The organism is Streptomyces sp. LMG1-1-1.1, assembly GCF_040815545.1.
Taxonomy (GTDB): domain Bacteria; phylum Actinomycetota; class Actinomycetes; order Streptomycetales; family Streptomycetaceae; genus Streptomyces.
This window is the reverse complement of the sequence record NZ_JBFPNH010000032.1, coordinates 350817-376493: the sequence shown is the minus strand read 5'-3', so window position 1 is coordinate 376493 and position 25677 is coordinate 350817. Positions and strand designations below refer to the sequence as shown.

The window sequence follows — 25677 nt, the reverse complement described above, 5'->3', positions numbered from 1 at the left end:
GGGAGCACCCGACACGACCGGCTTTGGAGGCGCCGCAAACCGCAGCAGAAGCACGACGAAGGAGACCCATGTCACCCCGGCTCGACGCCCCGCCTACCCCCGCCGCGCCGGCGGCCGCGCCGGTGCGCGGGCCCTCTGCGGGTGTGCTCGCTGCGGCTTCGGGGCCCTCGGGGTGGGCGGCGGCCATCGCCCGGCCGCGCCGGCGCTGCGGGAGTCCGCTCTCGCCGAACCGCGGGTGCTCGCCGGTGCTTTCGGCCGCGCTGTCGTGCACGGTCTCGGGCTCGGGCTCGGGGACCGGAGCGGCCTCCGGCGTCGGGACGGCCGCCGCGGGCGAGGCCAGGGCGCGGCCCGAGACGGGCGGCAGCGGGTCGGCGGGGGCGACGGCCGGTTCCGCGGGGACGTGGCTGATCAGTTCCTGAGGCAGCATCAGGAGGGCGCCGGTGCCGCCGCGCGCGGAGGGGCGGAACGACACCGTGAGGCCGTGCTTGCGGGCGAGGCGGCCGACGACCGCGAGGCCGAGGCGGGTGCCGGAGAGTCCGGCCAGGTCCTGCGGGGCGGAGCCGACGGCGGCCTCCGCGCGGCGCTGCTGGACGTCGCTCATGACGAGGCCGCTGTCCTCGACGGCGATGATGACGCCGGCCGGGACCTCCTCCACGTAGACGTGCACCTCGGCGGTGGGCGGCGAGAAGTTCGCCGCGTTGTCCATGAGTTCGGCCAGCGCGTGCATGACGCCCTCGGCCGCGTGGCCGGCGACGGCCGCGTCACTGCTGGAGTGCAGCCGTACCCGCTGGTAGCCGCTGATCCGGCCCATGGCGCCGCGCAGGATCGACTCCATGACGATCGGGCGGGCCCAGCGGCGGCCGGACCTCGCCCCGCTGAGCACGGCGACGGAGTCGGCGAGCCGGCCGGCCTGCGCGGTGCGGTGGTCGAGGTGGAGCAGGTCGGTCAGGACGTCCTCGTCGGCGTGCCGGTTCTCCATCTCCCGCAGGTCGGCGAGCATGCTCGTGGCGAGTGCCTGCATGCGGCCGGCGGCGTTGGCCGCCGCGGCCATGGCGGCGGACCGGCCGGACTCGGCACGGCGCAGCCGGGTTTCGAGGAGTGCGGTGCCCGCGGCGTTCTCCCGGGCGAGGGCGGCGACCTCGGCCGCGTGGGACCGGACGAGGTCCTCGGTCCGTGCCGCGTGGGCCGCCTCGGCGGCGGCGGCCTCCGTGGTGAGGCGTTCCTCCAGCGCGACCGCCTCGCGCTCGGCGGCGGCCGTGAACCGGGTGAGGTACGCGTCCTTGGAGGCGATCTCGGCGGCGAGGGTCTCGGCCCGCCGGCTCAGCGCGCGCGAGGTCCGCCCGTACCAGGTCACGGCGTAGGCGGCGGCCGAGAGCAGCAGGATGCCGCAGGCGCCGAGCCAGCCCAGTGGGGCGCGGACCCCGCCGGGTGCCGCGGCGACGGCCGCGGCGGCGAGCGCGCCACCCGCGGCGGCGGTCAGCAGCGAGGCGATCAGGGCAGGGCGGAAGGGGGTGGGTGACGCCGACATCGACCAGACTCTCGGGAGCGGGCACACGGGGGAAGGGAGTCGCAACGACGGCACTATAGATCTCTTGTTGATCAGTTCGGAACTCTCCTGATCGGATCAGCATCCGTAACTGCGAATACTTTTCCGCTACTGCGCCCCAAAGGTCCGTACTTGCCAGTCCTTCAGGAAGTACCGTGCGGTAACCGCTTCCTGAAACCCCGTCGCCCAGGCCACACGCCTACCCGGCCCGGCGCGGCTCCGGCCGGACCTTCAGCCGGTGCAGGGTGAAGCCGTTCGCCGCGGGATCCAGGGGCCGGGTGGCCGCTTTGAAAAGGTATTCGGCCCGCGCGTACGACAGCCGGCGACGGCCCGTCTCCGGGCACAGGTCCTCCGGCGCCGGAACCCGGCCCGGTCCGGGGCGCCGCTCGGACAGGAACACCGGCCCCCGCGTCCGCCCGGCGAGGAGCCCCGGCAGGAGCAGGGCGGTGCCGGAGCGCCAGCTCACCCAGGCGCCGCCCGTAAGGCCCCTGCGGTCCTCCAGGTCCAGGTCCTCGACGTCCAGCGACAGCACCGCCTTCACACCGGCGCCCGACTCGTGGAGCAGCCGCCACAGCGTCCGTTCACGGAGCGGGACCTCCGGATCGCTCCACAACGCGTCGAGCTGAGCGGAGGTCAGCGGCACCGCGCGGGCGCGCGTCTCGGGGCGGCGCTCCAGTTCCGCGGCGAGGTCGCCCAGGGACGCCCAGGCGCCGAAGGACCGCACGGCCGAGCGGTGCCGGTTCCAGGTGCGGGCCGCCGCCCCGCCCCAGGCCGTCGCGAACACCCCCGCCACCTGGCCCGCCGTCAGGGAGTCCAACGGCCGCCGCTCGCCGAGCGCCAGGCACAGGCGCCGGAGGGTCTGCCCGTACGAGTGGACCGTCGCCGTGTCGAGATCGTCACGGGCCAGGAAGGCGCGGGCGGCCCCGCCGAGGGTCGGCCCGCTCGGCCCGGGGTCGGGGAACGCGTCCGCCCGCCGGCGCAGAAAGGCGCGCTCCGCCTCGTTCCTGGTCAGGGCCGCCGCCCGGTGGAACTCCGTCCGCGCCTCCTGGTGCCGTCCCAGACGCGCCAGCAGATCACCGCGCACACTGGGCAGGAGGTGGTAGTCGCGCAGCGCGGGATCGGCGAGCAGGGCGTCGACCACGTCGAGCCCCGCCTGCGGCCCGTACGCCATCCCCAGCGCCACCGCCCGGTTGAGCCGCACGATCGGCGTCGGAAGCAGCCGGGCCAACGCCTCGTACAGCGAGGCGATCCGGGCCCAGTCGGTCTCCTCGGCGGTCCGCGCCTGGGCGTGGCAGACGGCGATGGCCGCCTGGAGCACGTACACACCGGGTGTCCCGCCGGCCTCGCGCGCCCGCAGCATCGCGGTGAACCCGCGGCGGATGAGCAGCGGGTCCCAGCGCCCGCGGTTCTGCTCGTGCAGCGGGACGGGTTCGCCGGACGGCCCGGTGCGCGCGGCCGAGCGGGACGCCTGGATCTCCATGAGCGCGACCAGGCCGTGCACCTCCGCCTCCTGCGGCGCGAGCTCCGCCAGGAGGCGGCCGAGCCGCAGGGCCTCGAGGCAGAGCCCGGGGCGCATCAGGTCGTCGCCGGAGGTCGCCGAGTAGCCCTCGTTGAAGACCAGGTAGACGACCTCGAGGACCGAGCGGAGGCGACCGGCGAGCTCCGCGCCCTCCGGCAGGTCGAACTCCACACCGGCCTCGGCCAGCGTCCGTTTCGCCCCGGCGATGCGCCGGGTGATCTCCGCGCCCGTCACGAGGAACGCCCGGGCGATCTCCTCGACCGTGAGGCCGCCGAGCAGTCGGAGCGTCAGCGCCGCGCGGGCGTCCGTCGACAGGACGGGGTGACAGGAGACGAGCATCAGCCGCAGGACGTCGTCCTGTTCGGGCTCCTGCTGCCGCTCCAGCTCGTGGGCGAGCTCCTCCTGTTTGCGCGTCAGCCGCTGCGCGCGCCGGATGTGGTCGACCGCCCGCCGCCTCGCGGTGGTCGTCAGCCACGCGCCGGGATTGTCGGGGATCCCGGAGACGGGCCACTGCTCCAGGGCGGCGACGAGCGCGTCCTGCGCCATCTCCTCGGCGAGGCCGACGTCGCGCACGAGTCGGGTGAGCCCGGCGATGATCTTGGCCGACTCCAGTTTCCAGACCGCGTCGATCGTGCGATGGGCGTTCACCACAGGCACGATGACAGCACCCGTCCCGGCTCGCACGCAAGCCGGGACGGGTGCTTCTCCCTGGTCAGGGCCCGGAGGCTGCCCGACCTGACCGGCAGGACGCCTCCGCGGTGGTGACGGTCGCTCAGGGGCCGAAGACCTCCTGGACGACGCTCTCGCCGTCGCCGACGATCCTGCGGAAGCGGCGCGCCAGCTCGATCGCCTCCTCCTTGGAGCGGACCTCGATCAGCGCGAAGCCGACCACGGCCTCCTTCGCCTCGGCGAACGGCCCGTCCGTCACCGTGATCTCGTCGCCGACGGAGGACACCAGGACGCCTCCCGGCTCCAGACCCCCGGTGGCGAGCAGGACACCGGACGCCGTCAGCTCCTCGATGAACCGGCCCATCTCGACGTACAGGGCCTCGTCGGGGGCGGTGTCGGACGGCTTCGTCGTCATCAGGTAGCGCATGGGGATTCTCGTCTCCTCGTCGTGCGGACCCGCGTGGTGCGGACTCGCGTGGTGTGGTGCCGATTCGCGTGGTGCGGATATCGCTTCGTGTCGATGTGCGGGGCGCGGATTCGCGGGGTGCGGAGGTGCGCCGTGCGGTGGTTCCGCCCGTACGTCGAACGAAGGGATGTGACAGGGAACGCCTCGCATTCCCTGTCACATCGCCGGATCGACGTGACAGCGAGAACCCGGACAGCACGAACCCGAGAGGCCCCGCCATGACCACGCTCCAGAGCCCCACCGCTCCCCCCGCCACCGCCGTCCCCACCCGGCCCGGCACGCGGGCCCTCCTCGCCTGCGTGGCCGTCGCCTCTCCGCTCTGGGCGGTGGTGTCCCTGACCCAGGCCGCCACCCGCGACGGCTTCGACATCACCCGCCACCCGCTGAGCGCCCTGAGCAACGGCTCGCTCGGCTGGCTCCAGATCACGAACTTCCTGGTCGCCGGAGTGCTGCTCACCGTCGGCGCGACCGGCCTGCGCAGGGCCCTGCACGGCACCGCGGGCGGCACCTGGGCACCGCGACTGGTGCGGATCGCCGGCCTCGGCATGATCGCCGCCGGCGTCTTCGTCATGGACCCGGCCGACGGCTTCCCCGCGGGCACCCCCTACGGACAGCCCGCCACCCTCACCTGGCACAGCTACGCGCACTTCGCCGCCGGGTCGGTCACCTTCACCTCGCTGATCGCCGCCTGCTACGTCCTCGGCCGGCACTTCCACCGCGCCGGCGACCGCGGCCGGACGATCGCCTCCCGCGTCGCCGGGACGGCCCTCCTGCTCGGCAACGGCTGGGCGATGAGCGGCGGCCGGGCCGGCACCCTCACCCTGGCCGTCGGCGCCGTCAGCGCACTCCTCCTGGTCGCCGCGGTGGCCGACCGCTACCGCCGCCGCCACTGAACGGCCCGTCCCGTGGGCGACGGCCCCGGACCGCCCCGCGCGGTCCGGGGCCCGTCGGTTCGCGGGATGCGCCGCGGTGAGGGAGGCTCGGGGGAGGACATCCCCGTGGGAGGAGCGAGTGGACGCGGAAAAGTCTCTGGTCACGATCGACGAGAACGTGTGGGGCGAAGCGATCCTGGCGGCCGTCTTCACCCAGTCCCAGGTGGGACTCCACGTTCTGGACCGGGAACTACGCGTGATCAAGGTGAACAAGGTCGCCGCCGGGCTGCGCGGCATCCCCGCCGAACGGTTCGTAGGACTACCGGCGGTCGAGGCGTACGCCACCCTCGGGATCTCGTTCGACGAGACCGTGCTCCGCGACGTCCTCGCCACCGGCCGCCCCGCGAGCGACCTGCTGGTCAACGGTCAGCCGTTCGGCGACACCCACCGCAGGCCCGTCTTCGCCGTCTCCGTCCACCGCCTGGAGGACGGAGACGGCCACGCGCTCGGCCTCGTCGTCACCAGCACCGACGTCACCGAACGCGAACGCGCCCGCGCCCGGCTCGGCCTGCTGCACGAGGTGTACGAGCGGATAGGCACCGGCCTGGACGTCGAGCGCACCGCCCGCGAGCTGGTCGACGTGACCTTGCCCGGGTTCGCCGACTCCGTGGTCGTCGCTCTGACCGACTCCGTCCTGAGGGGGAAGGACCCCGCCCTGGAGGCTGCCGACGCGGCACCTCTGCTGCGCTGCGCCGCCGCCGGCCGGACATCGGCGGGCCCGCCCGTACCGGACGTCGGCCCGGTCCTGCTGCCGGGCGTCTTCGGCGACACGCTGCCGACGGCGGCGGCCCTGCTGCCCGGCGCGGCGGCGGTCGGCGGCCGCCAGGGGGCCGTTCTCGTGACGCCGCTGAAGGCACACGGGCAGGTACTCGGCGCCGTCGCCTTCCACCGCGCCGACACCACCGAACCGTACGACCCCGAAGACGTCGCGCTCGCCGACGCCATCGCGGCCCGCACGGCGACCTGCCTGGAGAACGCGCTCCGCTTCACCCGCGAGCACATCGTGATGTACGCGCTGCAGGGCTGGCCGCTGCGCCAGCACGAGGCCACCCAGCGGGCCGTCGACATCGCCCAGCGGCACCGCCCCGGCGGCACCGGCGCCGGATCCTGGTACGACGTGATCCCGCTGCCCGGAGGGCGGGTGGCCCTGGTCGTAGGCCAGGTCGAGAACCCGGGACTGAGCGCGGTCGCCACCATGAGCCGGCTGCGCACCGCCGTCCACAGCCTGAGCACCCTCGACCTCGACCCGCACGAACTCCTGGCCCGGCTGCACACCACCACCCGCCGCCTCTCCGGCGAGCAGACCGACGCCACCGGAGCCGACGAGCCGACCGCGAGCTGCACGATCGCGGTCTACGACCCCGCCGTCGGCCGACTCGACGTGGCCCGCGCGGGCACCTCCCTCTTCGCCGTCGTGCGGCCCGACGGGTCGGTCGACGACCGACCCGTCGAGGACGGACCCCTCCTCGGCGCCGAGGGCCCGCCGTTCGCCTGCGCGACCCACACCCTCCCCGAGGGCAGCACGCTCTGCCTGGCCTCCGCACCGTCGCCCGGCGACGAGGGCGCCCGGACGGACGGCATCATGGCCGCGCTCTCCCGGCCCGACCGCGACCCGCAGGCGATGGCCGACGACGTGGAACGGCTCCTCGCCCCCGACCGCGTCCTCCTGCTCGCCCGCACCCGCCGGCTTTCCTCGGACGAACTGGCCGTGTGGGACATCCCCTTCGACTTCGAGGCCGTCGGCACCGCCCGGACCCTCGTCGAGGACCGCGTCGCCGTGTGGGACCTGCCGCTCGACCCCTTCTCGGTGACGCTCGTCGCCAGCGAACTCGTCACCAACGCCATCCGCTACGGGGCGGCTCCCGTCACCCTCCGCCTGCTGAGGCACGGCGCCGGACTCATCTGCGAGGTGAGCGACGCAGGCCAGGCCGCCCCGCACCTGCGCCACGCGAAGGCCGTCGACGAGGGCGGTCGCGGGCTCCTCATCTGCGCCTCCATAGCCGACGACTGGGGCGTGCGCTACACCGACGACACCAAGACCGTCTGGGCGGAGATCGGCACGAAGGGGCCCGCGGACCGCTGACGAGAACCGCTGACGCGGGCCTACGAGGCGGAGGCCGCGTTGCGCCAGACCGTCACGTCGATCGTCATGTACGTACTGGGCGAGTCCTCGGGGGAGAGGCCCTTGACGGTGACGAGGCCCAGATGGCCCGAACCGGTCGTGACGCAGACCTGACGGCCCGTGGACAGCTTGTTCACGTAGATGTTCTCGGTGAACCGCGTCTCCGCCCGGCAGACGGCGAGGGAACCCTGCTGCCCCGGGTCGAGCAGCACCAGACTGCCCCCGCTGCTCTCGGCGTCGAGGTACCCGCCGGTGTCGTACGAGAGCTCGAACCCGCCGTCCTCGCCCGCCTGCGGACGCACCGTGTCGTCCCCGAGGGTCAGGTGGTACCCGGCGGTCAGGTTGATCGCCTTGAAGTCGTACGGCTTCGGTTCGGTCGCCGACGACGGCTTCGACCCGGCCGTCGCCCCCGTCGAACCGCCGCCGCTCGCGCTCCCGCCGGTCCGGCCACTCGGCTTGCCGCCGCCGTCCGCCGCCGACTGCCCCTGGTCCTTGTCCTTCAGTACGACGTACGCCGTGAGGCTGCCCGCCACGGCGAACGCCACCGCGGCCGCGACGGCCACGAGCAGACCGCGCTTGGCCGGACTCCGCCGCGCGCCGGGAGGGACGGGCGCGCCCGGCATCGGGTAGGCGGCCTGCGGATACGCCCGCGGGTTCGGTGGAGCCGGTACCGGGGCCGGCCCCTGCGTCGGCGCGTAGGCGGCGTGGGACGGCGCCGTGTGGGGTGCGGGCGTCGAGTACGGCCCCGGCGGCGGGGACCGGTGCCCCACCGGGGGACCGAACCCGGCGGGCGGGGCGGACGGCGGAGCGGCCGGAGAGGCCGGGGCCGCGGGGGAGTAGGCCGCGCCGGGACCGGCGGGTGCCGTCGGTGCGTAGCCCGGGGCGAGTCCGGCCGGCGCGGTGGGGGAGTAGCCGGGGGCGACGGTCGGCGGGGGCGGGGCCTGGAGGGGCGCCGGAGCCGCCGTCCGGGCCGTGATGTCGGCGGACACCGCGCCCGGCAGCCAGTCCTCGGGGCGGCGCAGCACCGTCGCCGCGTTCGCGGCCTGGCAGAGCCGGATGACCTCGGGGATCGACGGCCGCGTCTCCGGGTCCTTCCCGAGGCAGCGCGCGACCAGCTCGCGCAGCCGCTCCGGCACCGCGCTCAGATCCGGTTCCTCGTGCACGATCCGGTACAGCACCCCGTGCGAGGTGCCCTCGCCGAAGGCCGGGACCCCGGTCGCCGCGTACGCCGCGACCTGGCCGAGCGCGAAGATGTCCGTGGCCGGCGTGACCTTGCTGCCTGCGGCCTGTTCGGGAGCCATGAACGACGGGGTGCCGATGGTGACGCCGCTGCCGGTGAGCGAGGTCGCGTCGGCCGCGTGCGCGATGCCGAAGTCGATGACGCGGGGGCCGTCGGCGGCGAGCAGCACGTTCGACGGCTTGAGGTCGCGGTGCACGATCCCGGCTCCGTGGATCACGTGCAGGGCCTCGGCCATCCCCGCGACGAGCAGCAGCACCGTCTCCACGGGCAGCGCCCCGTGCGCGACGACCGCGTCGGCGAGCGACGGGCCCGGCACGTACGCGGTGGCCAGCCAGGGCTGCGCGCCTTCGGGGTCGGCGTCGATCACGGGCGCCGTGAACAGACCCTGCACGCGCTGCGCGGAGCGCACCTCCTGCGCGAACCGGCGGCGGAACTCCGCGTCCTCGCCGAACTCGGGACGGATCAGCTTGATGGCGACGGGACGACCACCGGGCGTGTACGACAGGTACACCTTCCCCATGCCGCCGGCCCCCAGCCGGGCGGCGAGCCGATACCCCGCGACCGTGGTCGGATCGTCCGCCGCGAGCGGGTGGAAGACCTCGTCGCCGCCGTCTCTCCCCGACTGCAGACCGCTCATGAACCCATGTCTCCCCACGCAGAACACTGTTGCCGGAGGGCACCCTACCGGTGCCCGGCCGGTCGGTCGGCCGGGCGTGGAGCCCGTGACGTCGGCCTTGGTTCGCGGTGATCCGCCCCGGGGATCGGCGGCCTCAACTATGTTACTCGCGTGGACCAGTTGATCACCGAAGATCCGACGCGCATCGGCCCTTACCGTCTCATCGCCCGGCTGGGCGAGGGAGGGATGGGACTGGTGTACCTCGGGCGGTCGGAAGCCGGCCGGACGGTCGCGGTGAAGGTGGTGCAGGCCGAGCACGCCCAACACCCCGAATTCCGGCAGCGGTTCGCCCGCGAGGTCGCGGCCGCCCGGCGGGTGGGCGGCGACTGGACGGCCGCCGTCCTCGACGCCGACACCGAGGCTCCGGTGCCCTGGGTGGCGACCCAGTACATCCCCGGACCCGATCTGACGACCGTCGTCGCCCGGGACTTCGGGCCGCTGCCCGAGCACTCGGTCCGCACCCTCGCCCACCGTCTCGCCGTGGCCCTCCGGTCCGTCCACGGCGCGGGCCTCATCCACCGCGACCTGAAGCCGTCCAACGTGCTGGTGACCGTGGACGGGCCGCGCGTCATCGACTTCGGCATCGCCCGCGCGATGGACGGCCTCGGCGGGGACAGCCTGCGCACCCGCACCGGGATGCTGATCGGCTCGCCCGGCTTCATGTCGCCCGAGCAGGTCCGCGGCCTCGAACTCACCCCGGCCAGCGACGTGTTCTGCCTGGGCGCGGTCCTCGTCTACGCCGCCACCGGCCGACTGCTCTTCGGCGCCACGGACACCGGTCTCCACGCGCACCTGTTCCGGATCGCCGAGGACGAGCCCGACCTCACCGGCGTGCCGGACTCGCTCCTCGACCTCGTCCGCGAGTGCCTGCACAAGGACCCGGCGCGGCGGCCCACCCCCGCCGACGTCGCCGCGCGTACGGTCACCGACCCGGCCGAGGAATGGCTCCCCGGCTCCGTCCTCGCCCAACTCGGCCGTCACGCGGCGAAGTTGCTGGATTTCGCGCCCGAGACCCGGGTCACGCACACGGCGGACCCGCGGATCCCGTCCCAGCCGCAGCCGGTCCCGCAGCCTCCCGCGTACCCGCCGACGACGCCGGTCGACCACCGGCCACCGCCGGGCTTCGGACCTGCCGGCGGCCCGGTGCCGGGCGGCTGGTCCCCCCTCGCGGTCCCGCCCGAGGCGCCGGGCGCCTCCCCGAAGCGGTGGCGGGGACTGGTGGCGGCCCTGCTGGCACAGCTCCTGGTGGCGATCGGCACGTCGGCGGCGTACTCGGCACTGCCGACCGCGACGCGCGATCTGGGCGTCGACGCCGACGCCCTGCGGACGATGCTCGCCGCCCAGGGACTGGCCTTCGGCGCACTGCTGCTGCTCGGGGGGCACGTCACCGACCTGCTCGGCCGCAAGAGGGCGCTGATCGTCGGCCTGGCGGGGTGTGCCGCGGCCTCCGCCGTCGGCGGCTCGGCGGCCGCCACCGCGCTGCTCGTCGCGGCGCAGGTCCTCCAGGGCGTGTCCGCCGCGCTGGTGTCCAGCGCCGCCCTCGCCCTGGTCGCCGGCGGCTTCAGTGACCCGAAGGAGCGCGGCAGGGCCTTCGGGCTCTACGCGGCGCTGGTCGGCGGCGGTCTGGCGATCGGCGACTACACGGGCGGCTGGCTGACCGAGAACGTCAGCTGGCGCTGGTGCTTCTACGTCATCGTGCCGCTCGCCGCCGTGGCCGTCGCCGTGGTGGGCGGCCTCGCCGACGACCGGTGGGCCCGCGCCTCCGTCCGCTTCGACGCACCGGGCACGCTGCTGGGCACCGGCGGTCTCGTCGCCCTCGGCTTCGGCCTCATGGCGGGCGAGGGCCCGTCCGGATCGGGTCAGGAGGGCTGGACCGAGCCGCTGACCCTGCTCCTGCTCGTGGCCGGCGCGGCCCTGCTCGCGGCCTTCGTCCGGTGGCAGACCCGGTCGAGCGACCCGCTCGTCCCGCCGCAGGCCTTCCAGGACCGCCGCCGCCTCGCCTCCCTGCTCGCCCTGCTCCTCGTGGGCATGGGCTCCTCCGCCATGTTCCTGGTCCTGTACCGCTTCCTGAGCGGCGCCTTCTACTACCTGCCGACCGACATCGGCATGGCGCTGCTGCCGATGGCGGCCGCCGTCCTGATCGTCTCCACCCAGGTCTCCGCCCGCCTCCAGGACCGGGTCGCGCCCGGTCTCCTGGCCGGTCCCGGCCTGCTCCTCGCGGCGGTCGGCACGGCCCTGCTGACCCGCCTGGAGGTGGAAAGCTCGTACTCCGGCCAGATCCTGCCCTCCCTCCTCCTCGTCGGCACCGGCCTCGGCCTCGCGCTCTCCCCGCTCATCGCCACCGCGACCGGCACGGCCTTCGCGCGCAACCCCGGCGGAACCGCCGCGGTCGTCCTCACGGCGCAGAACCTCGGCGCGATCCTCGCCACGCCGCTGGTCGGCGTCCTCCTCGCCACGGTGATCTCCGACCGGCTGAGCGGCGTCTCGGGCATCCCGGAGCAGCTGCGGGAGCCGCTGGAGAGCGGCGTCCTGCTCGACCCGTACGACTTCCCTGACGCCCTGATGGACCTCGCCACCAGCACCGAGGCGGCGGTCCTGGCCGGCTACTCCGTCACCCTGTGGTGCGCGGCCGGCCTCATGCTCCTCGCGGGCCTGGTCGGCGGCCTGCTGGTGACGAAGGAGCCCGGACGCTAGGAGGGGGTACCCGACAGCACGCCGGAGCCGGAGCCGGAGGAGGGGTGAGGGCCGGGGTCGAGGCAGTGCGCCTCGGCCCCGGCTCCGGATCCGGTGGTGGGGTCAGGCGAGGCCGTCCCAGCCCCAGCGCGGGGTCGGGCCGGGTTCGCCGAGGTCGGTTCCCCGGGGCGAGGACGAGACGTCCTCGGCGATCCGGGTGCCCCAGTCGAAGTACTCGATCACCCGGCGGCGCAGCAGGGCGTCGTCGGGCAGCTCCTTCTCCACGGCCGCCGTCATCAACTCCATCCAGCGCAGCCGCTGTTCCTCGGTGATGCCGAGGCCGAGGTGGGCGCGGAGCAGGGCCTGGTGGCCGCCGTGCTCCGCCGTGAACGCGGCGGGTCCCGAGAAGACCTCCGCCAGCCATACGGCCACGTGCTCGACGTGGGTGGCGGTGAAGTCGGCGAAGACGGGTGCGAGGAGGGGGTCGGCCAGGACCCCTTCGTAGAACGTCTCGGAGAGCCGGCGCAGCGCGTCGGCTCCGCCCACGGCCTCGTACAGGGTGTTCGGGTGTTCGGCGCTCATGGAAGGCCTCCGGGATCCGGGTGTGTGCTCCCAGCCTCCCCGTGACACGGCCCGGATCCAAGGATGTTCGCTCTCGGCGGGGCGAGTCGCCGCCGCCATCCCAAGTCCCCTTGCCGTCAAGCCTGTTGACGAAAGGTCTGGACCAACCTACGGTCTGCTGGAACGCGCGCGAAGCCTAGGAACACCCCACGTCCTCAGGAGCACGCATGCCAGGCCATCGGATCACCCGCACCCTCGGAGCGGGTCTCGGCACCCTGCTCGCCGCCGCCGCTCTCGTCGCCACCACGCTCGCCCCGACTCCCGCCGCCGCGGCACCCGCGGCGGACACCTGCGCCGTCAAGCAGAAGCCCGCAGGAAAGGTGCTCCAGGGGTACTGGGAGAACTGGGACGGCGCAGCCAACGGCGTCCATCCGCCCTTCGGCTGGGCGCCCATCGACGACCCGCGGTTCGCGGCCCACGGCTACAACGTCGTCAACGCGGCCTTTCCCGTGATCCGTTCGGACGGCACGGTGCTGTGGGAGGACGGCATGGACAGCACCGTCCGCGTCTCCACCCCGGCCGAGATGTGCCGCGCGAAGGCCGCCGGGGCCACCCTCCTGCTCTCGATCGGCGGTGCCGCCGCCGGAATCGACCTCAGCTCCCGCGCCGTCGCCGACCGCTTCGTCGAGACCGTCGTGCCGATCCTCAAGACGTACAACTTCGACGGCATCGACATCGACATCGAGACCGGCCTCGTCGGCAGCGGGTCCATCGGCACCCTCTCCACCTCGCAGGCCAACCTGGTGCGCATCATCGACGGCGTCCTCGCCCGCATGCCCGCCGGATTCGGACTGACCATGGCACCGGAGACCGCGTACGTCACGGGCGGCAGCGTGGCCTACGGGTCCATCTGGGGCGCGTACCTCCCCATCGTCAAGAAGTACGCGGACAACGGCCGCCTCTGGTGGCTCAACATGCAGTACTACAACGGCAGCATGTACGGCTGCTCCGGCGACTCCTACTCCGCCGGCACCGTCGCCGGGTTCGTCGCCCAGACCGACTGCCTCAACCGCGGACTCGTGATCCAGGGCACCACCATCCGCGTCCCGTACGACAAGCAGGTCCCCGGCCTCCCCGCCCAACCGGGCGCCGGCGGCGGGTACATGGCCCCGACGGCCGTGGCCCAGGCCTGGAACCACTACGGCGGTTCCCTCAAGGGCCTCATGACCTGGTCGGCCAACTGGGACGGTTCGAAGAACTGGACCTTCGGCGACAACGTCAAGGCCCTCCAGGGCCGGTAGCCCGGTCCGGCGCACGAGGACGCCCCGCCACGGCGGGGGCGTCCCCTTTCCGCGGGCACCCTGGCGTCCCGTGCGAGGGGTGTGCTTTGCTGGCCCCATGACCCTGCTCGTGATGCGCCGCCACGTGGACTACGCGCGCGTCACGACGACGTCCTGTTCGGGCTGACACCGAGGCCCTCCCTCCCCACCGGCGTCCCGCCGCGACCGCAGGGCCTTCGCGTACCTCTCGCGTACCGCTCGCGCCCTGAGCGCCACCCCGCGCGGCCCGCCCGGCTGTCCGTCCCCCCTGCCCCGGTGATCCGCGGCGCGGGCCGCGCGCCCATGCCACGACCCACCTCGCAGGAGGACACATGAGTGCCCCGACCGTCCCGTCCGCCACCACCGCTCCCGACTTCGCCGAGGAGTGGGCGGAGTGGCACCGCGCCAAGGACGCCCGGCTCGCCGCTGAGCACGGCTTCCTCGCCATCACCGGCCTGCACTGGCTCGCCGCAGAGCCGCAGCGCTTCCCCGGCGTGCCCGGATCCTGGTCGACCGGACCCGACGGCGTCACCGTCGCACTCGACGAGGGGACGGAACTCGTCGTCGACGGCACCCCGGTGCGGGGGCGGTACACCTTCGGAGCGATCCCCGAGCGCGGCGGCATCGACGCCGTCTGGGGCGACATCGTGATCGAGGTCGCCAAGCGCGGCGGTCACCACGTGGTGCGCCCGAGGGACCCCGGCCATCCGCTGCGGGTCGACTTCGGGGGAACCCCCGCCTACGCACCCGATCCGCGCTGGGTGGTCACCGGCCGGTACCTCCCCTTCCCCGAGCCGCGTCCGACCACCGTCGGCGCCTCCGTCGAGGGCCTGTGGCACGTCTACGACGCGCCGGGCCGGATCACCTTCCGCCTCGACGGCCGCGAACTGAGCCTGACCGCCTTCAACGGCCACACCCCCGGCGGCCTCACCGTGCTCTTCACCGACGCGACCTCGGGCGTCACCACGTACGCCGCCAACCGAGACCTCCGCGTCGACGCCCCCGGGCCCGACGGCACGGTGGTGCTGGACTTCAACCGCGCCACCAATCTCCCCTGCGCCTACACCGACTTCGCCACCTGCCCGCTGCCCCCGGCCGAGAACCGGCTTCCCGTCGCGATCGAGGCGGGCGAGCAGATCCCCCACGAGCGGCGCGTCTGACGGCGACGCCGGTCAGGAGTGCAGGTTCTGCTCCGCCCACACGACCTTGCCGGTGACGGTGCGGCAGGAGCCCCACCGGCGGCAGAGCATGTTGATGAGCTGGAGGCCGCGGCCGCCCTCGTCGCTGAGGTCCGCGTGCTGGATCTGCGGCAGGTCGGGTCCCGTGTCCGAGACCTCGACGACGAGGCGCTCGCCGCGGAGGAGCCGGAGTTCGCCGGGGCCGTTGCCGTAGCGCAGGGCGTTGCCGACGAGTTCGGAGACGACGAGTTCGCACACGTCGGCGAGCTCCGTCAGATTCCACTCGGCGAGCTGCTCGGTGACCAGGCCCCGGGCGACGGACGCGGCGCGGCCCTCCTGCGGCAGCCGCCACACGCGGAGGTCGACCGGGGCGTCCGGGTTCCCGGCGAACCCGGACGCCGCCGTCGGGAACGCCCCGGTCGTCGGGACCGTCGGAGCCGCCGTCGGGGTCGCGGTGGTCGTCACCGTCGTCGTCGCCATGGTCGTCGCGGTGAGGAGCACCGCCTCGTCGAAGCGTGCGTCGCCGGCCGGCGCGCGCTCCACCAGGCCGCCCCCGGCGAGCGCCCCGGGCCCCGGGGCGAGCGCCGCCGCGCGCAGCAGGTCCAGCTGATGGTCCAGGTCGGCGTGCCGGGACTTGATGAGGCCGTCCGTGTACATGATCAGGTCGCCGCCCTCGGGGACCGTCACGCGGACCGGATCGTACGGAATCACCCCCGCCCCGAGCGGCGCGCCGATGGGCACGTCCACGAAGTCGGCGGAGCCGTGTCCGTCGAGCAGGAGCGGGGGCAGGTGCCCGGCGCTGGCCAGCGTGTACGTGGAGTCGGCCGGGTCGTACACCGCGCAGAGACAGGTGGCGACCTGCTCGTCCTCCAGGTCACGGGTGGCGAGGTCCAGCCGGGCGAGGACGCGCTCCGGGGCCATGTCCAGGGTCATCAGGGTGCGCGCGACCGCCCGCAGGCGCCCCATGGTCGCGGCGGCGGGCAGACCGTGCCCCATCACGTCGCCCACCATCAGAGCCGTACGACCGCTGGGCAGCGCCATGACGTCGTACCAGTCGCCGCCCACCGCGTGGTGGCCCGTGGACGGGGCGTACTCGGCGTGCACGCGCAGCCCCGGCGTGACCGGCGTCGCGCGCGGCAGCAGACTGCGCTGCAACGACACGACGTGCTCGCGCTCACGCCCGTACAGCCGGGCGTTGTCGATGAAGACGGCGGCCTGGGAGGCCAGCTGCTCGGCGAGCGCGAGGTCCGTGGCCGAGAACGGCGGCGAACCCGCGCCGCGCACGAAGTCGGCGCTCCCGAGCAGCAGCCCGCGGGCGATCAGGGGCACCGCGAGGTAGCTGTGCACCCCGGCGGCGCGCATCTTCGCCGCGGCGCGCTCCGTGGGCGCCACCTTGATGAAGTCGTCGTGCCGCATGCGGCTCAGCAGCACCGGCTTGCCCTGCCGCAGGCAGTAGCGGTGGAGCAGCGTCTCGTGCTGCTCCTCGGCGCGTACGAACGTCTCGCCGACCGGCGTCGGCTCCAGCGACGACAGCTCCTCGACCGAGCACAGCGCGGCCGCCCGCATCGGCGGAACGCCCGTTCCGGTCCACCGCGAGCCCTCGTCGCCGCGCAGGACGCTCTCCAGGATGTCGACGGCGGCCCCGTCGGCGAAGCCCGGCACCGTGAACTCGGCCAGCTCCCGAGCGGTGCGCTCCAGGTCCAGCGTCGTCCCGATCCTCGACCCGGCGGAACTCAGCCACGCGAGCCGCCCCCGCGTGGACAGCCGGTCAAGCGGAACACCACCGCTGCCGCGCGCGGACCGCCCGCGGGAGCCCCCTGACCGGCGCACCACCGAGCCCTGCCCACCCGAAGCCCGGCTGCTCACGCGCCGCCTCCGGTTGCCGCCTTTCACTCTTTCGGCCTCCACACAGGAACTCGAACGCTCTTGCTGCACAGCATGCACCGGAAGCCGCCGGTATGCACCAGCCATGCGGAAGACGGACCCGCATGTACCCGCACGATCACACTCGGGGAGCACCGCCGCACGGTTCGTGACGGCGACGCGGTGTCGTCAGGGGGTGACGATCGGGAAGTCCGTGTCGGGGGTGTCGAGGACCGAGAGGAGGCGGGTGAGGAGGCCGGGGTCACCGGCCATGGTGATGCCGGCGGTGCCCTTTCCGGCGAGCAGGGCGAGGAGTTGGGGCTTGGTCATCGTCATGGTCAGGCCGGCGTCGGGACTGGGGCGGCTGCCGGTGGTCCAGGTGAGCAGGCCGTTGCCGAGGCGCAGGTGCCAGTAGTCGGCGCCGATGTGCCAGTCGACGGCGAGCCGGAGGGACCAGGCCTTCGGCCCGTCGACGCGGACGGCGAGGCTGTCGATGATCTGGCCGGTCGACAGGGCGAGGTACATGTCCGGGCCGAGGGTGGCGGTGGCGTGCGGGGTGATGCCGTGGAGGAGTTCCTGGGCGCCGGTGAGGTAGAAGTTCCGCCACACGGCGTTCTCGACGGCGCGGCCCAACCTAGTGTAGAGGTCGGCGAGTTGGCGCTTGGCCCGGGTGTCGTCGGGGTCGTTGAAGACGGCGTGGCCGAGCAGCGTGACCGCGAAGCGCAGGTCGCCGCGGTCGGCGTAGTGCCGGGCGCGGGCGCGGACCGCGGCCTGGCCGCCGAGGGACTCCACCCAGCGGCGGGCCTCCTCGACGGGCGGGTGCTGCCACAGATGGGCGGGGTTGCCGTCGAACCAGCCCATGTACCGCTGGTAGACGGCCTTGACGTTGTGGCTCAGGGAGCCGTAGTAGCCGCGGTTGGCCCAGACGCCTTCCAGCTGGGGCGGGAGCCGGAAGGTCTCCGCGATCTCGGTGCCGGTCAGGCCGCGGTTGATCAGCCGCACGGTCTGGTCGTGCAGGTAGCCGTACAGGTCCCGCTGGTGGGTGAGCAGCGCGACGATGGCGTCGTTGCCCCAGGTGGGCCAGTGGTGGGAGGCGAAGGCGACGTCGGCGGCGCCGCTGTAGAGGCCGATCGACTCGGTGAGGTAGCCGGCCCAGGCGTGGGCGTCGCGCACCTGGGCACCGCGCAGGGTGAGCACGTTGTGCATGGTGTGCGTGGCGTTCTCCGCCATGCAGACCGCGCGCAGGTCGGGGAAGAGGAAGTTCATCTCCTCCTGGCACTCGGTCCCCGGGGTCATCTGGAACCTGATGCGCACCCCGTCCAGGGTGACCTCCTCGCCGGTGGCGCCGATGAGGCGGGTGGGCGCGATGAGCCCGACGGTGCCGAGCGAGACGGTGAGGCCGAGCCCGCAGCCGACCTGCGCGGCCGCGTTCTTCGGGAGGGTGGAGCCGTACATGTAGGCGGCGCGGCGGGCCATCGCGGTGCCGACGTACACGTTCTCGCTGACGGCGTGCTCCATGAAGCCCTTCGGGGCGAGGACGGGCACGTCCCCGGCTCCGTCGGGCAGCACGCCGCGGCAGCCGCCGAAGTGGTCGACGTGCGGGTGGGTGTAGATCATGGCCCGGACCGGTCGGTCGCCGCGGTGGTCGCGGTAGAGCCGCAGGGCCGCGGCGGCGGTCTCGGTGGAGATCAGCGGGTCGATGACGATGATGCCGGTGTCGCCCTCGACGATCGTCATGTTGGACAGGTCGAGGCCCCTGACCTGGTAGATCCGGTCGGTGACCCGGTAGAGCCCCTGGCGTGACAGCAGGCGGGCCTGCCGCCACAGGCTCGGGTCGACCGTGTCGGGAGCGTCCGCGTCGTCCTCCGCCGCGGCGAGGAACCGGTAGGCCGCGGGGTCCCAGACGGTCTTGCCGGCGGCGGTGGTGATCGGCCCGCCGGTGAAGGCCGCGACGAAGCCGCGGTCGGCGTCGGCGAAGTCGGCGTCGTCGTCGTACGGCAGCCCGCCGGTCCGCGTCGGCGTCGTCGGTACGTCGTGGGGGAGGTGTCCGGCGAGCGCCTCGGCGGTCTGCGGGTTCAGCGAGACGGCGGCCGCCGCCGCGCCCATCGCGGCCACGGCGAAGCCGCGCCGGTTCATCGGAGTCATGGCAGTGCGCACCCTTCTCGGTCGGGCGCCCACTATTGCAGTCACACTGCAATACGAGTCAAGAGGCGGGCGCCTCCGGAACGTCCGCGGCGGGCCCCGCGCCGACCCCGAGGAGTGCCCGGAGCGTGCGGCCGATCGCCGCGCGCGCCGCCGACTCGTCGAGCCCCCGGCGGGACCGGAGGTGGTCCCACACCGCCCACGAGCAGGCGGCCTCCACCGCGTCGAGCAGTCCGCCGGGGCGCCGGGCGCCCGGTTCCGCGTCCAGCTCCGGAGCGAACATCCCGGCGAGGTCGGCCCGCAGCCAGGCGTCCCCCTCGGCCATCACCCCGCGCAGCCCCGGCGAGTCCGCCTCCAGACCGAGCCCGATCCTGCGGATCGGGGTCATCACCTCGTACATGCGGCCGCGCTGTGCCAGCAGCGCCCGTACCTTCCGCGCGGTCTCCCAGCCCGGCGCCACCGGCTCCGCGTGGGCGCGCCACCGCTCGGCCTGCCGCCGGGCGGCGGCGACGTACAGCGTCTCTCGGTCGGCGAAGTGCACGAACACCGTCCGCTCCGACACCCCCGCCCGCTCGGCGATCGCCTTCCGCGTGGGCTCCCGCCCGTCCTCGGAGACGAGTGCGAGCAGCGCGTCCACCAGCGCCGCGTACGTCCATTCCGGATCGCGCCGGCGCCGGCGCCCCCGTGCGCCGGCGTCCGTCCCGTCCCCGCCGTCGGTCCCTGTGTCACCCATCGGGTCATCGTGTCAGAGCCGGCGGCGGAGACGGGCACGTCACCTGGGGTGACGGGGGCCTCAGGGGGTGGCCTCGCGGGACGCCCGGCGTTCGTTCCTGAAGCCCGAGGCCACCACCGTGACGAGGCAGAACGCGATGACCGTCTCGGCCCAGAGGAAGGCGATGTAGTCCAGGAGGGAGCCGATGGGCGGGGCGCCCGGGGCGGTGTTGCGGAAGGCCGCGAGGGCGAAGAGGGTGGCCGCCATCCAGCCGAGGGCGGGCCAGGTCAGGCCCAGGCGCCGGGTGACGAGGAACCAGGCGCCGGTGAGCACCGAGAGGGCGAGCGCCCACATGGCGGCCATCATGAAGACGGCGAAGATGAGCACGCTGTTGGAGCGCCCGAGGTCGACGTCGAAGACCGCGGCCCCGCTCTCCGCCACCGCGTCCACCCGGGCCGAGAAGAGGGCGTCGCTGTTGGCCAGCGTCATGTGGACGGGGACCTTCTCGCCCCCTTGCGTGGCACTGAACTCGATGGCGGCGGTGTAGGCGTCGAAGGGGTAGTCCGTGATCGAGCCGCCGGTCAGCGTGACGGGCAGGTCCATGGTGGCGATGCGGCTGTGCGCCTTGAAGGACAGGTCGCCCCGGGTGGAGGTCGACGTCTGGAGCGTCAGGTCCTCGGTGGGGGAGACGCCGCCGGCCTCGGCGAGCTCCCCGCGCGGCGTGACGAGCACGCGCAGGGTCAGCTCACGGCCGGCGGCGTCGACACGCTGGACGGAGGCCTCGATGTCCACGCGGTCGGGCTCCGAACCGCCCGCGCTGTACACCTGGTCCAGGGCCTGCCGCTCGCCGAACTGGAGCCACGTGCCGAGCGCGATGGCGGCCGCGACCAGGCAGCAGGCCACCACGGCGGGCAGGACCCGGCCCCGGCTCGGCTTGTGGCGTCGGATGGAGGACATGGAGGCTCCCGTGGATCGTGGTTACGCGACCGGCTTGCCGGGCTCGTCGTGGGTGGCGCAGTGGATGCCGCCGCCTCCGGTGGCGATGGTGTCGATGCTCAGCTGCACGACCTCCCGCTTCGGGAACTGCTCCTGCAGGATGCCGCGCGCCCGGTCGTCGGCCTTCTTGTCGCCGAACTTCGGCATGTAGAGCGCGTCGTTGCCGACGTAGAAGTTGGCGTACGTCGACAGGAAGTCGTCGGTGTAGCCGGTGACCAGGTCGGGGTCGGGCTGCGGGAGGTCGATGATCTCGAACTCGCGGCCCTGGGCGTCGGTCGCCTCGCTCAGTACGGACATGGCCTGCTCGGAGGAGCGGGACCAGGAGTCGGCGGGCATGCCGGGGAAGGCGCGGTCCAGGAGGACGACGCCGGGCGCCGTGAACCGCACGAGGCTGTCGACGTGTGCGTCGGTGATGTCCTCGCCGCGCACGCCCTTCAGCCAGATCACCTTCTCCATGCCGAGGAGTTCCTTGAGCTCGTCCTCGATCTCGCCGCGGGACTTGCCGGGGTTGCGGTTGTCGTTGACGATCGAGCTCTCGGTGATCAGGAGGGTCCCCTCGCCGTCCGTCTCGAAGGAGCCGCCCTCGGCGACGAGCGGCGCCTGGATGCGGGGGATCCCGTACTTGCGCAGCAGGAGCCGGCCGACCTGGGCGTCGTTGCCGTGGGTCTGCTTGTTGCCCCAGCCGTTGAAGTTGAAGTCGACTCCCTCGACCTTCCCGTCCTGCTCGACGAAGACGGGGACCGTGTCGCGGGCCCACAGGTCGTCGACGGGGAGGGCGATGACCTCGACGCCGGAGCCGCACGCCTTCTGGGCGCCGGCCATCTGGTCCGGCCGGGCCATCATGACGACGGCCTCGTACTCCGAGATGGCGCGGGCGACCCGCGCGATGTCCTCGCGTACGTAGGGGAGGTCGTCCTCCCAGACGGACGCGAGCGCCGGCCACGACATGAAGGTGCGGGCGTGGCTCTCCCACTCGGCGGGCATCCGGCGGTCCTCGTCCGACGGCGCGGCCTGCCCGCCGGTGGCGGTGCCGGCGGAGCGGCCCGGGTCACCGGAGCCGCCGGGGCCGCACGCCGCGGCGCCGAGCGTGAGCGCGCCGACGCCGGCGAGGACGCGCAGGGCCGAGCGGCGGGAGGGGAGGTCGGACATGTGGGGTCTCCGATCGTGGGCTTGCGGGACCGGGCATCCGGCGGTCGGGGGTGTCGGTGGGGCGGGGCCCGTGGCCCGCGCTCGTGCACTGTCCGTGCACAGCGTGCCCGTACCGCTTAGGGAATCGCCGGTACCGCGAGGTGGGATACGGCCTTCGTGTCGCCACTCTGACACTGACTGAAAATTCAGTCAAATCCCGCGAGGCGAGGGCGCCGGGCGGAGCCGCCCCACCGGCTCCGGGGCTTGGGGTGGCCGCCGGCGATGGCGAGCTGGCGAGTCATCTCGGCGTCGCACTCCAGGGCCACGCGCCGGCGGTCAGTGGTCCAGCCGCTCGAGTTCCACCGCGACCGCGTCCCTCGTCAGCTCGCGTGCGTGGGCCAGCGGCAGCGCGCCGCTCAGCCAGCGTGTGCTGAGCCCCTCCAGGAGGGCGGTGAGCCGCTCCGCGGACGCGGTGAGGGACGGCGCGGGAGCGGTCGGCCGTATCCGGCCGAGCAGGTCCGCGACATCGTGGATCCAGGCCAGGGTGGCTCTGGCCAGATCGCCGCGCAGTTCGGGTTCGAAGACCGCGCTGGCGCGCAGTTCGCCCCAGGCCGTACTGTTCTCGCGGACCTCGGGCAGGTCCTGGAACTCGAGCAGCAGGGTCTGCTCCAGCTCCTGCCGGGCGTCGTGCGGCCCGTCGGCGGCGTCCTCCTCCTCGGAGGTGTACCGGTCGGCCCGGTCGCTGATGAACTCCAGGGTGTTGCGCAGGATGCCGGCCCGGTCCTTGAAGTGGTAGTAGATCAGTGCGGTGGACACCCCGGCCTCGGTCGCGAGCTCCTCCATGCGGAGCCCGCGTACCCCTCGCCGGGCGATGACCCGGGCGGCGGCTTCCAGGATGGCCCTACGGCGGTCCGTCGACACGTGATCCCCCTTGAAAGTGGTCTGAACCAAGAGTGTCGCATATTGACTGAATCTTTAGTTAGAGGGCACGATGCGCGAGTCCTGTCCGTCGACCGCGCCCACCGTTCCCTCCCTCGAAAGAGCCGCCGCATGACCGCTCAGCTCCCCGGTGTCCAGCCCCCTCACGCGGCGCTGTCGGCCGACGACCCCCGCGAGATCGGCGGCTACCGCCTCCAGGCCCGGCTGGGATCCGGCGGCATGGGCGTGGTGTACCTGGCGCACACGCCCGGCGGCCGTCCGATCGCGCTGAAGGTGGTGCGGGACGAGTTCGCGGGCGACCCCGGGTTCCGCCGCCGCTTCGCCCAGGAGGTGGCCAGCGCCGAACGCATCCACGGCCTGTTCACCGCCCAGGTGGTCGCCTCCGGCGTGGACGCCCCGACCCCGTGGTTCGCCACCGCCTACGTCCCCGGCCCCTCCCTGCACCAGGTGGTCCAGCGGCACGGCCCGCTCCCGGTCCGCACGGTTCTGCTCCTCGTGGCCGGCATCGCCGAGGCCCTCCAGGCGATCCACCGGGCCGGCGTCGTCCACCGCGACCTCAAGCCGGCCAACGTGCTGATCGCGGAGGACGGCCCCCGCGTCATCGACTTCGGCATCGCGCGGGCGGCCGACGCCACCGCCTTGACCGGCGTGGGACTGAGCATCGGCACCGCGGCCTACATGGCCCCCGAGCAGGCGCTCGGCCGGACGGTGTCCCCGGCCACCGACGTCTTCGCGCTCGGCGCCCTGGTCGCGTACGTGGCGAGCGGCGAGACCCCCTTCGGGGCCGGTCCCGAATCGGCCGCGCTGTACCGGGTGGTCCACGAGCGGCCCGACTTGGGCCGGGTGCCGCACGAGCTGCGGGACCTGGTGGCCTGGTGCCTGGCCAAGCGCCCGGAGGAGCGCCCCACCACCGCGGAGCTGATGGCGGCCGTCCACGCCCATCCGCTGGTGGGGCCCCGCCCCGAGTTCGCCGAGGGCTGGCTGCCGCAGTCGATCTCCAGCGAGGTGGCGGGACGGGTCGTGCGGTCCGGGCCGGGCACGGCGCCACCGGTCCACGCGCAGCCCACCCTCGCGGCGGAGGCGTCGGCGGCGACTCCGGCCACGTCGCCCCGGTCGGGGAGCGGGGCCGCCCCGGCGACGCCCTCGCGCCGGGCCCCGAAGCGCCGGCGGCGGCGGACGCTGACGGCCCTCGTGGCGCTCGCGATCGTCGTCATGGCCGGCGGCGCCTACGCGATCACCGCCCCGCAGGAGGCGAACTCCGCCGACGGTCCCGACCCGGCGTCCTCCCCGGCCGTCTACGTCGCCGGCGGCCAGAGCGTCGAACTGACCTCGCCGGACGCCACCTACGAGTTCGACCTGAAGGCGGGCAAGGTCGTCCCCTCGAACACCGCCGCCTGGTACCTGGCCCGCGAACGGTCCGAGTTCGTGCTCCCCGAGGACAGCGACGCCTTCGTCTCCGCCGGCGACGAGCTCAGCCCCGCCGACTGCGTCCGGGGGATCGAGACGGAGCCGGTCACCAAGGTCGCGTTCGCGGAGGTGGCCGACGAGCGCCCCTTCTGCGTCCGCAGCGCCGACGGCCGGGACCTCGTCGTGGTGCGCCTGGTCGAGGCCCAGTCCGACGGCGGCCCCGTCACGGCCGCGTTCGACCGCTACCGCCGTGCCTAGGGGGTGTCCGGAAGGTCCCGCCTGGCCCGCGCCGGCCGGTGCGCTCCCTGCGTAGCCATGGTCATTTCAAGATCATTGACTGAATTTTCAGTCTGCGACAGCATGCGGGGGAACAGCAACCTCCACTTCCCTCACGCAGGAGTTCCCATGGACACGCCCACGACCTCCCGGCGCCGACTGCTCCAGTTCGGCGCGGCGGCACTGCCCCTCGCGGCCCTCGGGTCGGCACTGCCCGCGGTGGCCCACGCCGCCACCAGCCCCTCGGGAGCGACGCTGCGGATGCCCGCGGAGACCGACCGCCACGTCCGGACCTTCATGGCCTGGCCGGCGCTCTCGTCCGTCTGGTCCACCCAGCTCGCGGGCGTCCGGAGGGACATCGCCAGAGTCGCCGACGCGATCTCCCGCTACGAGCCCGTCGTCGTGCTCGCCCGGCCCGGCCAGGCGGCCGACGCCCGCTACTACTGCGGAGCCGGCGCCTACTACGGCATCCAGGTCCTGGACATACCCAACGACGACCTGTGGATCCGCGACTTCGGCCCGACCTTCGTCGTCGCCCCCGGCGCCCTCGCGGGCGTGGACACCAACTTCAACGGCTGGGGCAACAAGCAGACCCACGCCAACGACGCGGTCGCGGCCGCGTCCCTGCTCGCCCAGTACGGCGTCCCGCGCGTCCAGGCCGGACTCGTCGGCGAGGGCGGCTCGCTGGAGACCGACGGCCAGGGCACCCTGCTCGCCACCGTCAGCTCCCTCGTCAACGCCAACCGCAACCCGGGCATGAGCCAGGACCAGGTCGAGCAGGCGATGAAGTCGGCGCTCGGCATCGACAAGGTGATCTGGGTGCCCGGCCTCGCCGGCCAGGACATCACCGACTGCCACATCGACTGCCTCGCCCGCTTCGTCGCACCGGGCCACGTGATGCTCGACCAGCCCGGCCCGCGCACCGACCCCAAGTGGGTCGCCGTCTACAACGAGACCAAGAAGATCCTGCAGGGCGCGACGGACGCGCAGGGCCGCCCGCTGACCATCACCGAACTCCCCGGCCCGGACCGCAAGCAGACCCGTGTCGGAACCGGCAACAGCGCCTTCCTGTCCAGCTACACCAACTACTACACCGCCAACGGGGCCGTCTTCGTACCGCAGTTCGGCGACCCCGTCGCCGACGGCACGGCCTACGCCATCCTGCAGGGCGCCTACCCCGGTCGGAACGTCATCCAGCTCGACATCGACAACATCGCGGGCGGCGGTGGCGGCATCCACTGCGCCACCCAGTCGCAGCCCGTCGTGCCCCCGGCCGTCTGACCGGGCCGACACCGAACGACCCGCCGGTCGCC

The 25677-nt window shown here is 73.7% G+C and carries 18 protein-coding genes; 7 read left to right on the top strand and 11 right to left on the bottom strand.

Annotation, left to right across the window (positions count from 1 at the left end; translation table 11 throughout):
* The 3 genes from MRBLMG1_RS19835 to MRBLMG1_RS19825 form a co-directional block, all read right to left on the bottom strand.
* Window positions 1-1528: sensor histidine kinase (locus MRBLMG1_RS19835; protein ID WP_367825404.1), on the bottom strand; the 1528-nt coding region annotated here is incomplete at its 3' end.
* A gap of 217 nt (window positions 1529-1745) precedes the next feature.
* On the bottom strand, window positions 1746-3713 hold the full coding sequence (locus MRBLMG1_RS19830; RefSeq protein ID WP_367825403.1) for a sigma-70 family RNA polymerase sigma factor: 1968 nt from the start codon (window positions 3711-3713) through the stop codon (window positions 1746-1748).
* A 124-nt stretch (window positions 3714-3837) separates the two neighbouring features.
* Window positions 3838-4161, bottom strand: a complete 324-nt coding sequence (locus MRBLMG1_RS19825) for a YciI family protein (protein WP_367825402.1) — start codon at window positions 4159-4161, stop codon at window positions 3838-3840.
* A gap of 257 nt (window positions 4162-4418) precedes the next feature.
* On the opposite strand from MRBLMG1_RS19825, the gene MRBLMG1_RS19820 reads away from it, so the two are divergent.
* Together MRBLMG1_RS19820 and MRBLMG1_RS19815 are read left to right on the top strand one after the other, a co-directional pair.
* Entirely contained in the window at window positions 4419-5093 is a 675-nt protein-coding gene (locus tag MRBLMG1_RS19820) for a DUF998 domain-containing protein (RefSeq protein WP_367825401.1), read from the top strand.
* A gap of 118 nt (window positions 5094-5211) precedes the next feature.
* Complete coding sequence (locus MRBLMG1_RS19815; RefSeq protein WP_367825400.1) at window positions 5212-7215, top strand: SpoIIE family protein phosphatase; 2004 nt, start codon at window positions 5212-5214, stop codon at window positions 7213-7215.
* Between the two features lie 20 nt (window positions 7216-7235).
* Here MRBLMG1_RS19815 and MRBLMG1_RS19810 read toward each other — a convergent pair whose 3' ends face one another.
* Window positions 7236-9131 (bottom strand): serine/threonine-protein kinase, encoded by a 1896-nt coding sequence (locus tag MRBLMG1_RS19810; protein WP_367825399.1) that lies wholly within the window; start codon window positions 9129-9131, stop codon window positions 7236-7238.
* A gap of 150 nt (window positions 9132-9281) precedes the next feature.
* Between MRBLMG1_RS19810 and MRBLMG1_RS19805 the strand changes: the two genes are divergently transcribed.
* A complete protein-coding gene (locus MRBLMG1_RS19805) occupies window positions 9282-11864 on the top strand; it encodes an MFS transporter (RefSeq protein ID WP_367825398.1) in 2583 nt (860 codons plus the stop codon).
* A gap of 102 nt (window positions 11865-11966) precedes the next feature.
* Here MRBLMG1_RS19805 and MRBLMG1_RS19800 read toward each other — a convergent pair whose 3' ends face one another.
* Window positions 11967-12425, bottom strand: a complete 459-nt coding sequence (locus MRBLMG1_RS19800; RefSeq protein WP_367825397.1) for a group II truncated hemoglobin — start codon at window positions 12423-12425, stop codon at window positions 11967-11969.
* 206 nt (window positions 12426-12631) lie between these two features.
* On the opposite strand from MRBLMG1_RS19800, the gene MRBLMG1_RS19795 reads away from it, so the two are divergent.
* Together MRBLMG1_RS19795 and MRBLMG1_RS19790 are read left to right on the top strand one after the other, a co-directional pair.
* On the top strand, window positions 12632-13705 hold the full coding sequence (locus tag MRBLMG1_RS19795; protein ID WP_367825396.1) for a chitinase: 1074 nt from the start codon (window positions 12632-12634) through the stop codon (window positions 13703-13705).
* A gap of 350 nt (window positions 13706-14055) precedes the next feature.
* A complete protein-coding gene (locus MRBLMG1_RS19790) occupies window positions 14056-14883 on the top strand; it encodes a DUF1684 domain-containing protein (RefSeq protein WP_367825395.1) in 828 nt (275 codons plus the stop codon).
* 12 nt (window positions 14884-14895) lie between these two features.
* On the opposite strand, the gene MRBLMG1_RS19785 is transcribed toward MRBLMG1_RS19790, so the two are convergent.
* From MRBLMG1_RS19785 to MRBLMG1_RS19760, 6 genes are all read right to left on the bottom strand, one after another.
* Complete coding sequence (locus MRBLMG1_RS19785) at window positions 14896-16767, bottom strand: ATP-binding SpoIIE family protein phosphatase (protein ID WP_414721611.1); 1872 nt, start codon at window positions 16765-16767, stop codon at window positions 14896-14898.
* A gap of 186 nt (window positions 16768-16953) precedes the next feature.
* Window positions 16954-18909, bottom strand: coding sequence for an alkyl/aryl-sulfatase (locus MRBLMG1_RS19780; protein WP_367825394.1), 1956 nt, complete (start codon window positions 18907-18909; stop codon window positions 16954-16956).
* A gap of 58 nt (window positions 18910-18967) precedes the next feature.
* Entirely contained in the window at window positions 18968-19639 is a 672-nt protein-coding gene (locus MRBLMG1_RS19775) for a TetR/AcrR family transcriptional regulator (RefSeq protein ID WP_367825393.1), read from the bottom strand.
* 60 nt (window positions 19640-19699) lie between these two features.
* On the bottom strand, window positions 19700-20575 hold the full coding sequence (locus tag MRBLMG1_RS19770) for a DUF4436 domain-containing protein (protein ID WP_367825392.1): 876 nt from the start codon (window positions 20573-20575) through the stop codon (window positions 19700-19702).
* A gap of 21 nt (window positions 20576-20596) precedes the next feature.
* Window positions 20597-21763, bottom strand: a complete 1167-nt coding sequence (locus MRBLMG1_RS19765; protein ID WP_367825391.1) for an agmatine deiminase family protein — start codon at window positions 21761-21763, stop codon at window positions 20597-20599.
* A gap of 315 nt (window positions 21764-22078) precedes the next feature.
* Window positions 22079-22663 (bottom strand): TetR/AcrR family transcriptional regulator, encoded by a 585-nt coding sequence (locus MRBLMG1_RS19760; protein WP_367825390.1) that lies wholly within the window; start codon window positions 22661-22663, stop codon window positions 22079-22081.
* A gap of 129 nt (window positions 22664-22792) precedes the next feature.
* On the opposite strand from MRBLMG1_RS19760, the gene MRBLMG1_RS19755 reads away from it, so the two are divergent.
* Both MRBLMG1_RS19755 and MRBLMG1_RS19750 read left to right on the top strand, forming a co-directional pair.
* A complete protein-coding gene (locus MRBLMG1_RS19755; protein ID WP_367825389.1) occupies window positions 22793-24346 on the top strand; it encodes a serine/threonine-protein kinase in 1554 nt (517 codons plus the stop codon).
* A gap of 147 nt (window positions 24347-24493) precedes the next feature.
* Entirely contained in the window at window positions 24494-25645 is a 1152-nt protein-coding gene (locus MRBLMG1_RS19750; RefSeq protein ID WP_367825388.1) for an agmatine deiminase family protein, read from the top strand.
* Window positions 25646-25677 lie beyond the last annotated feature (32 nt).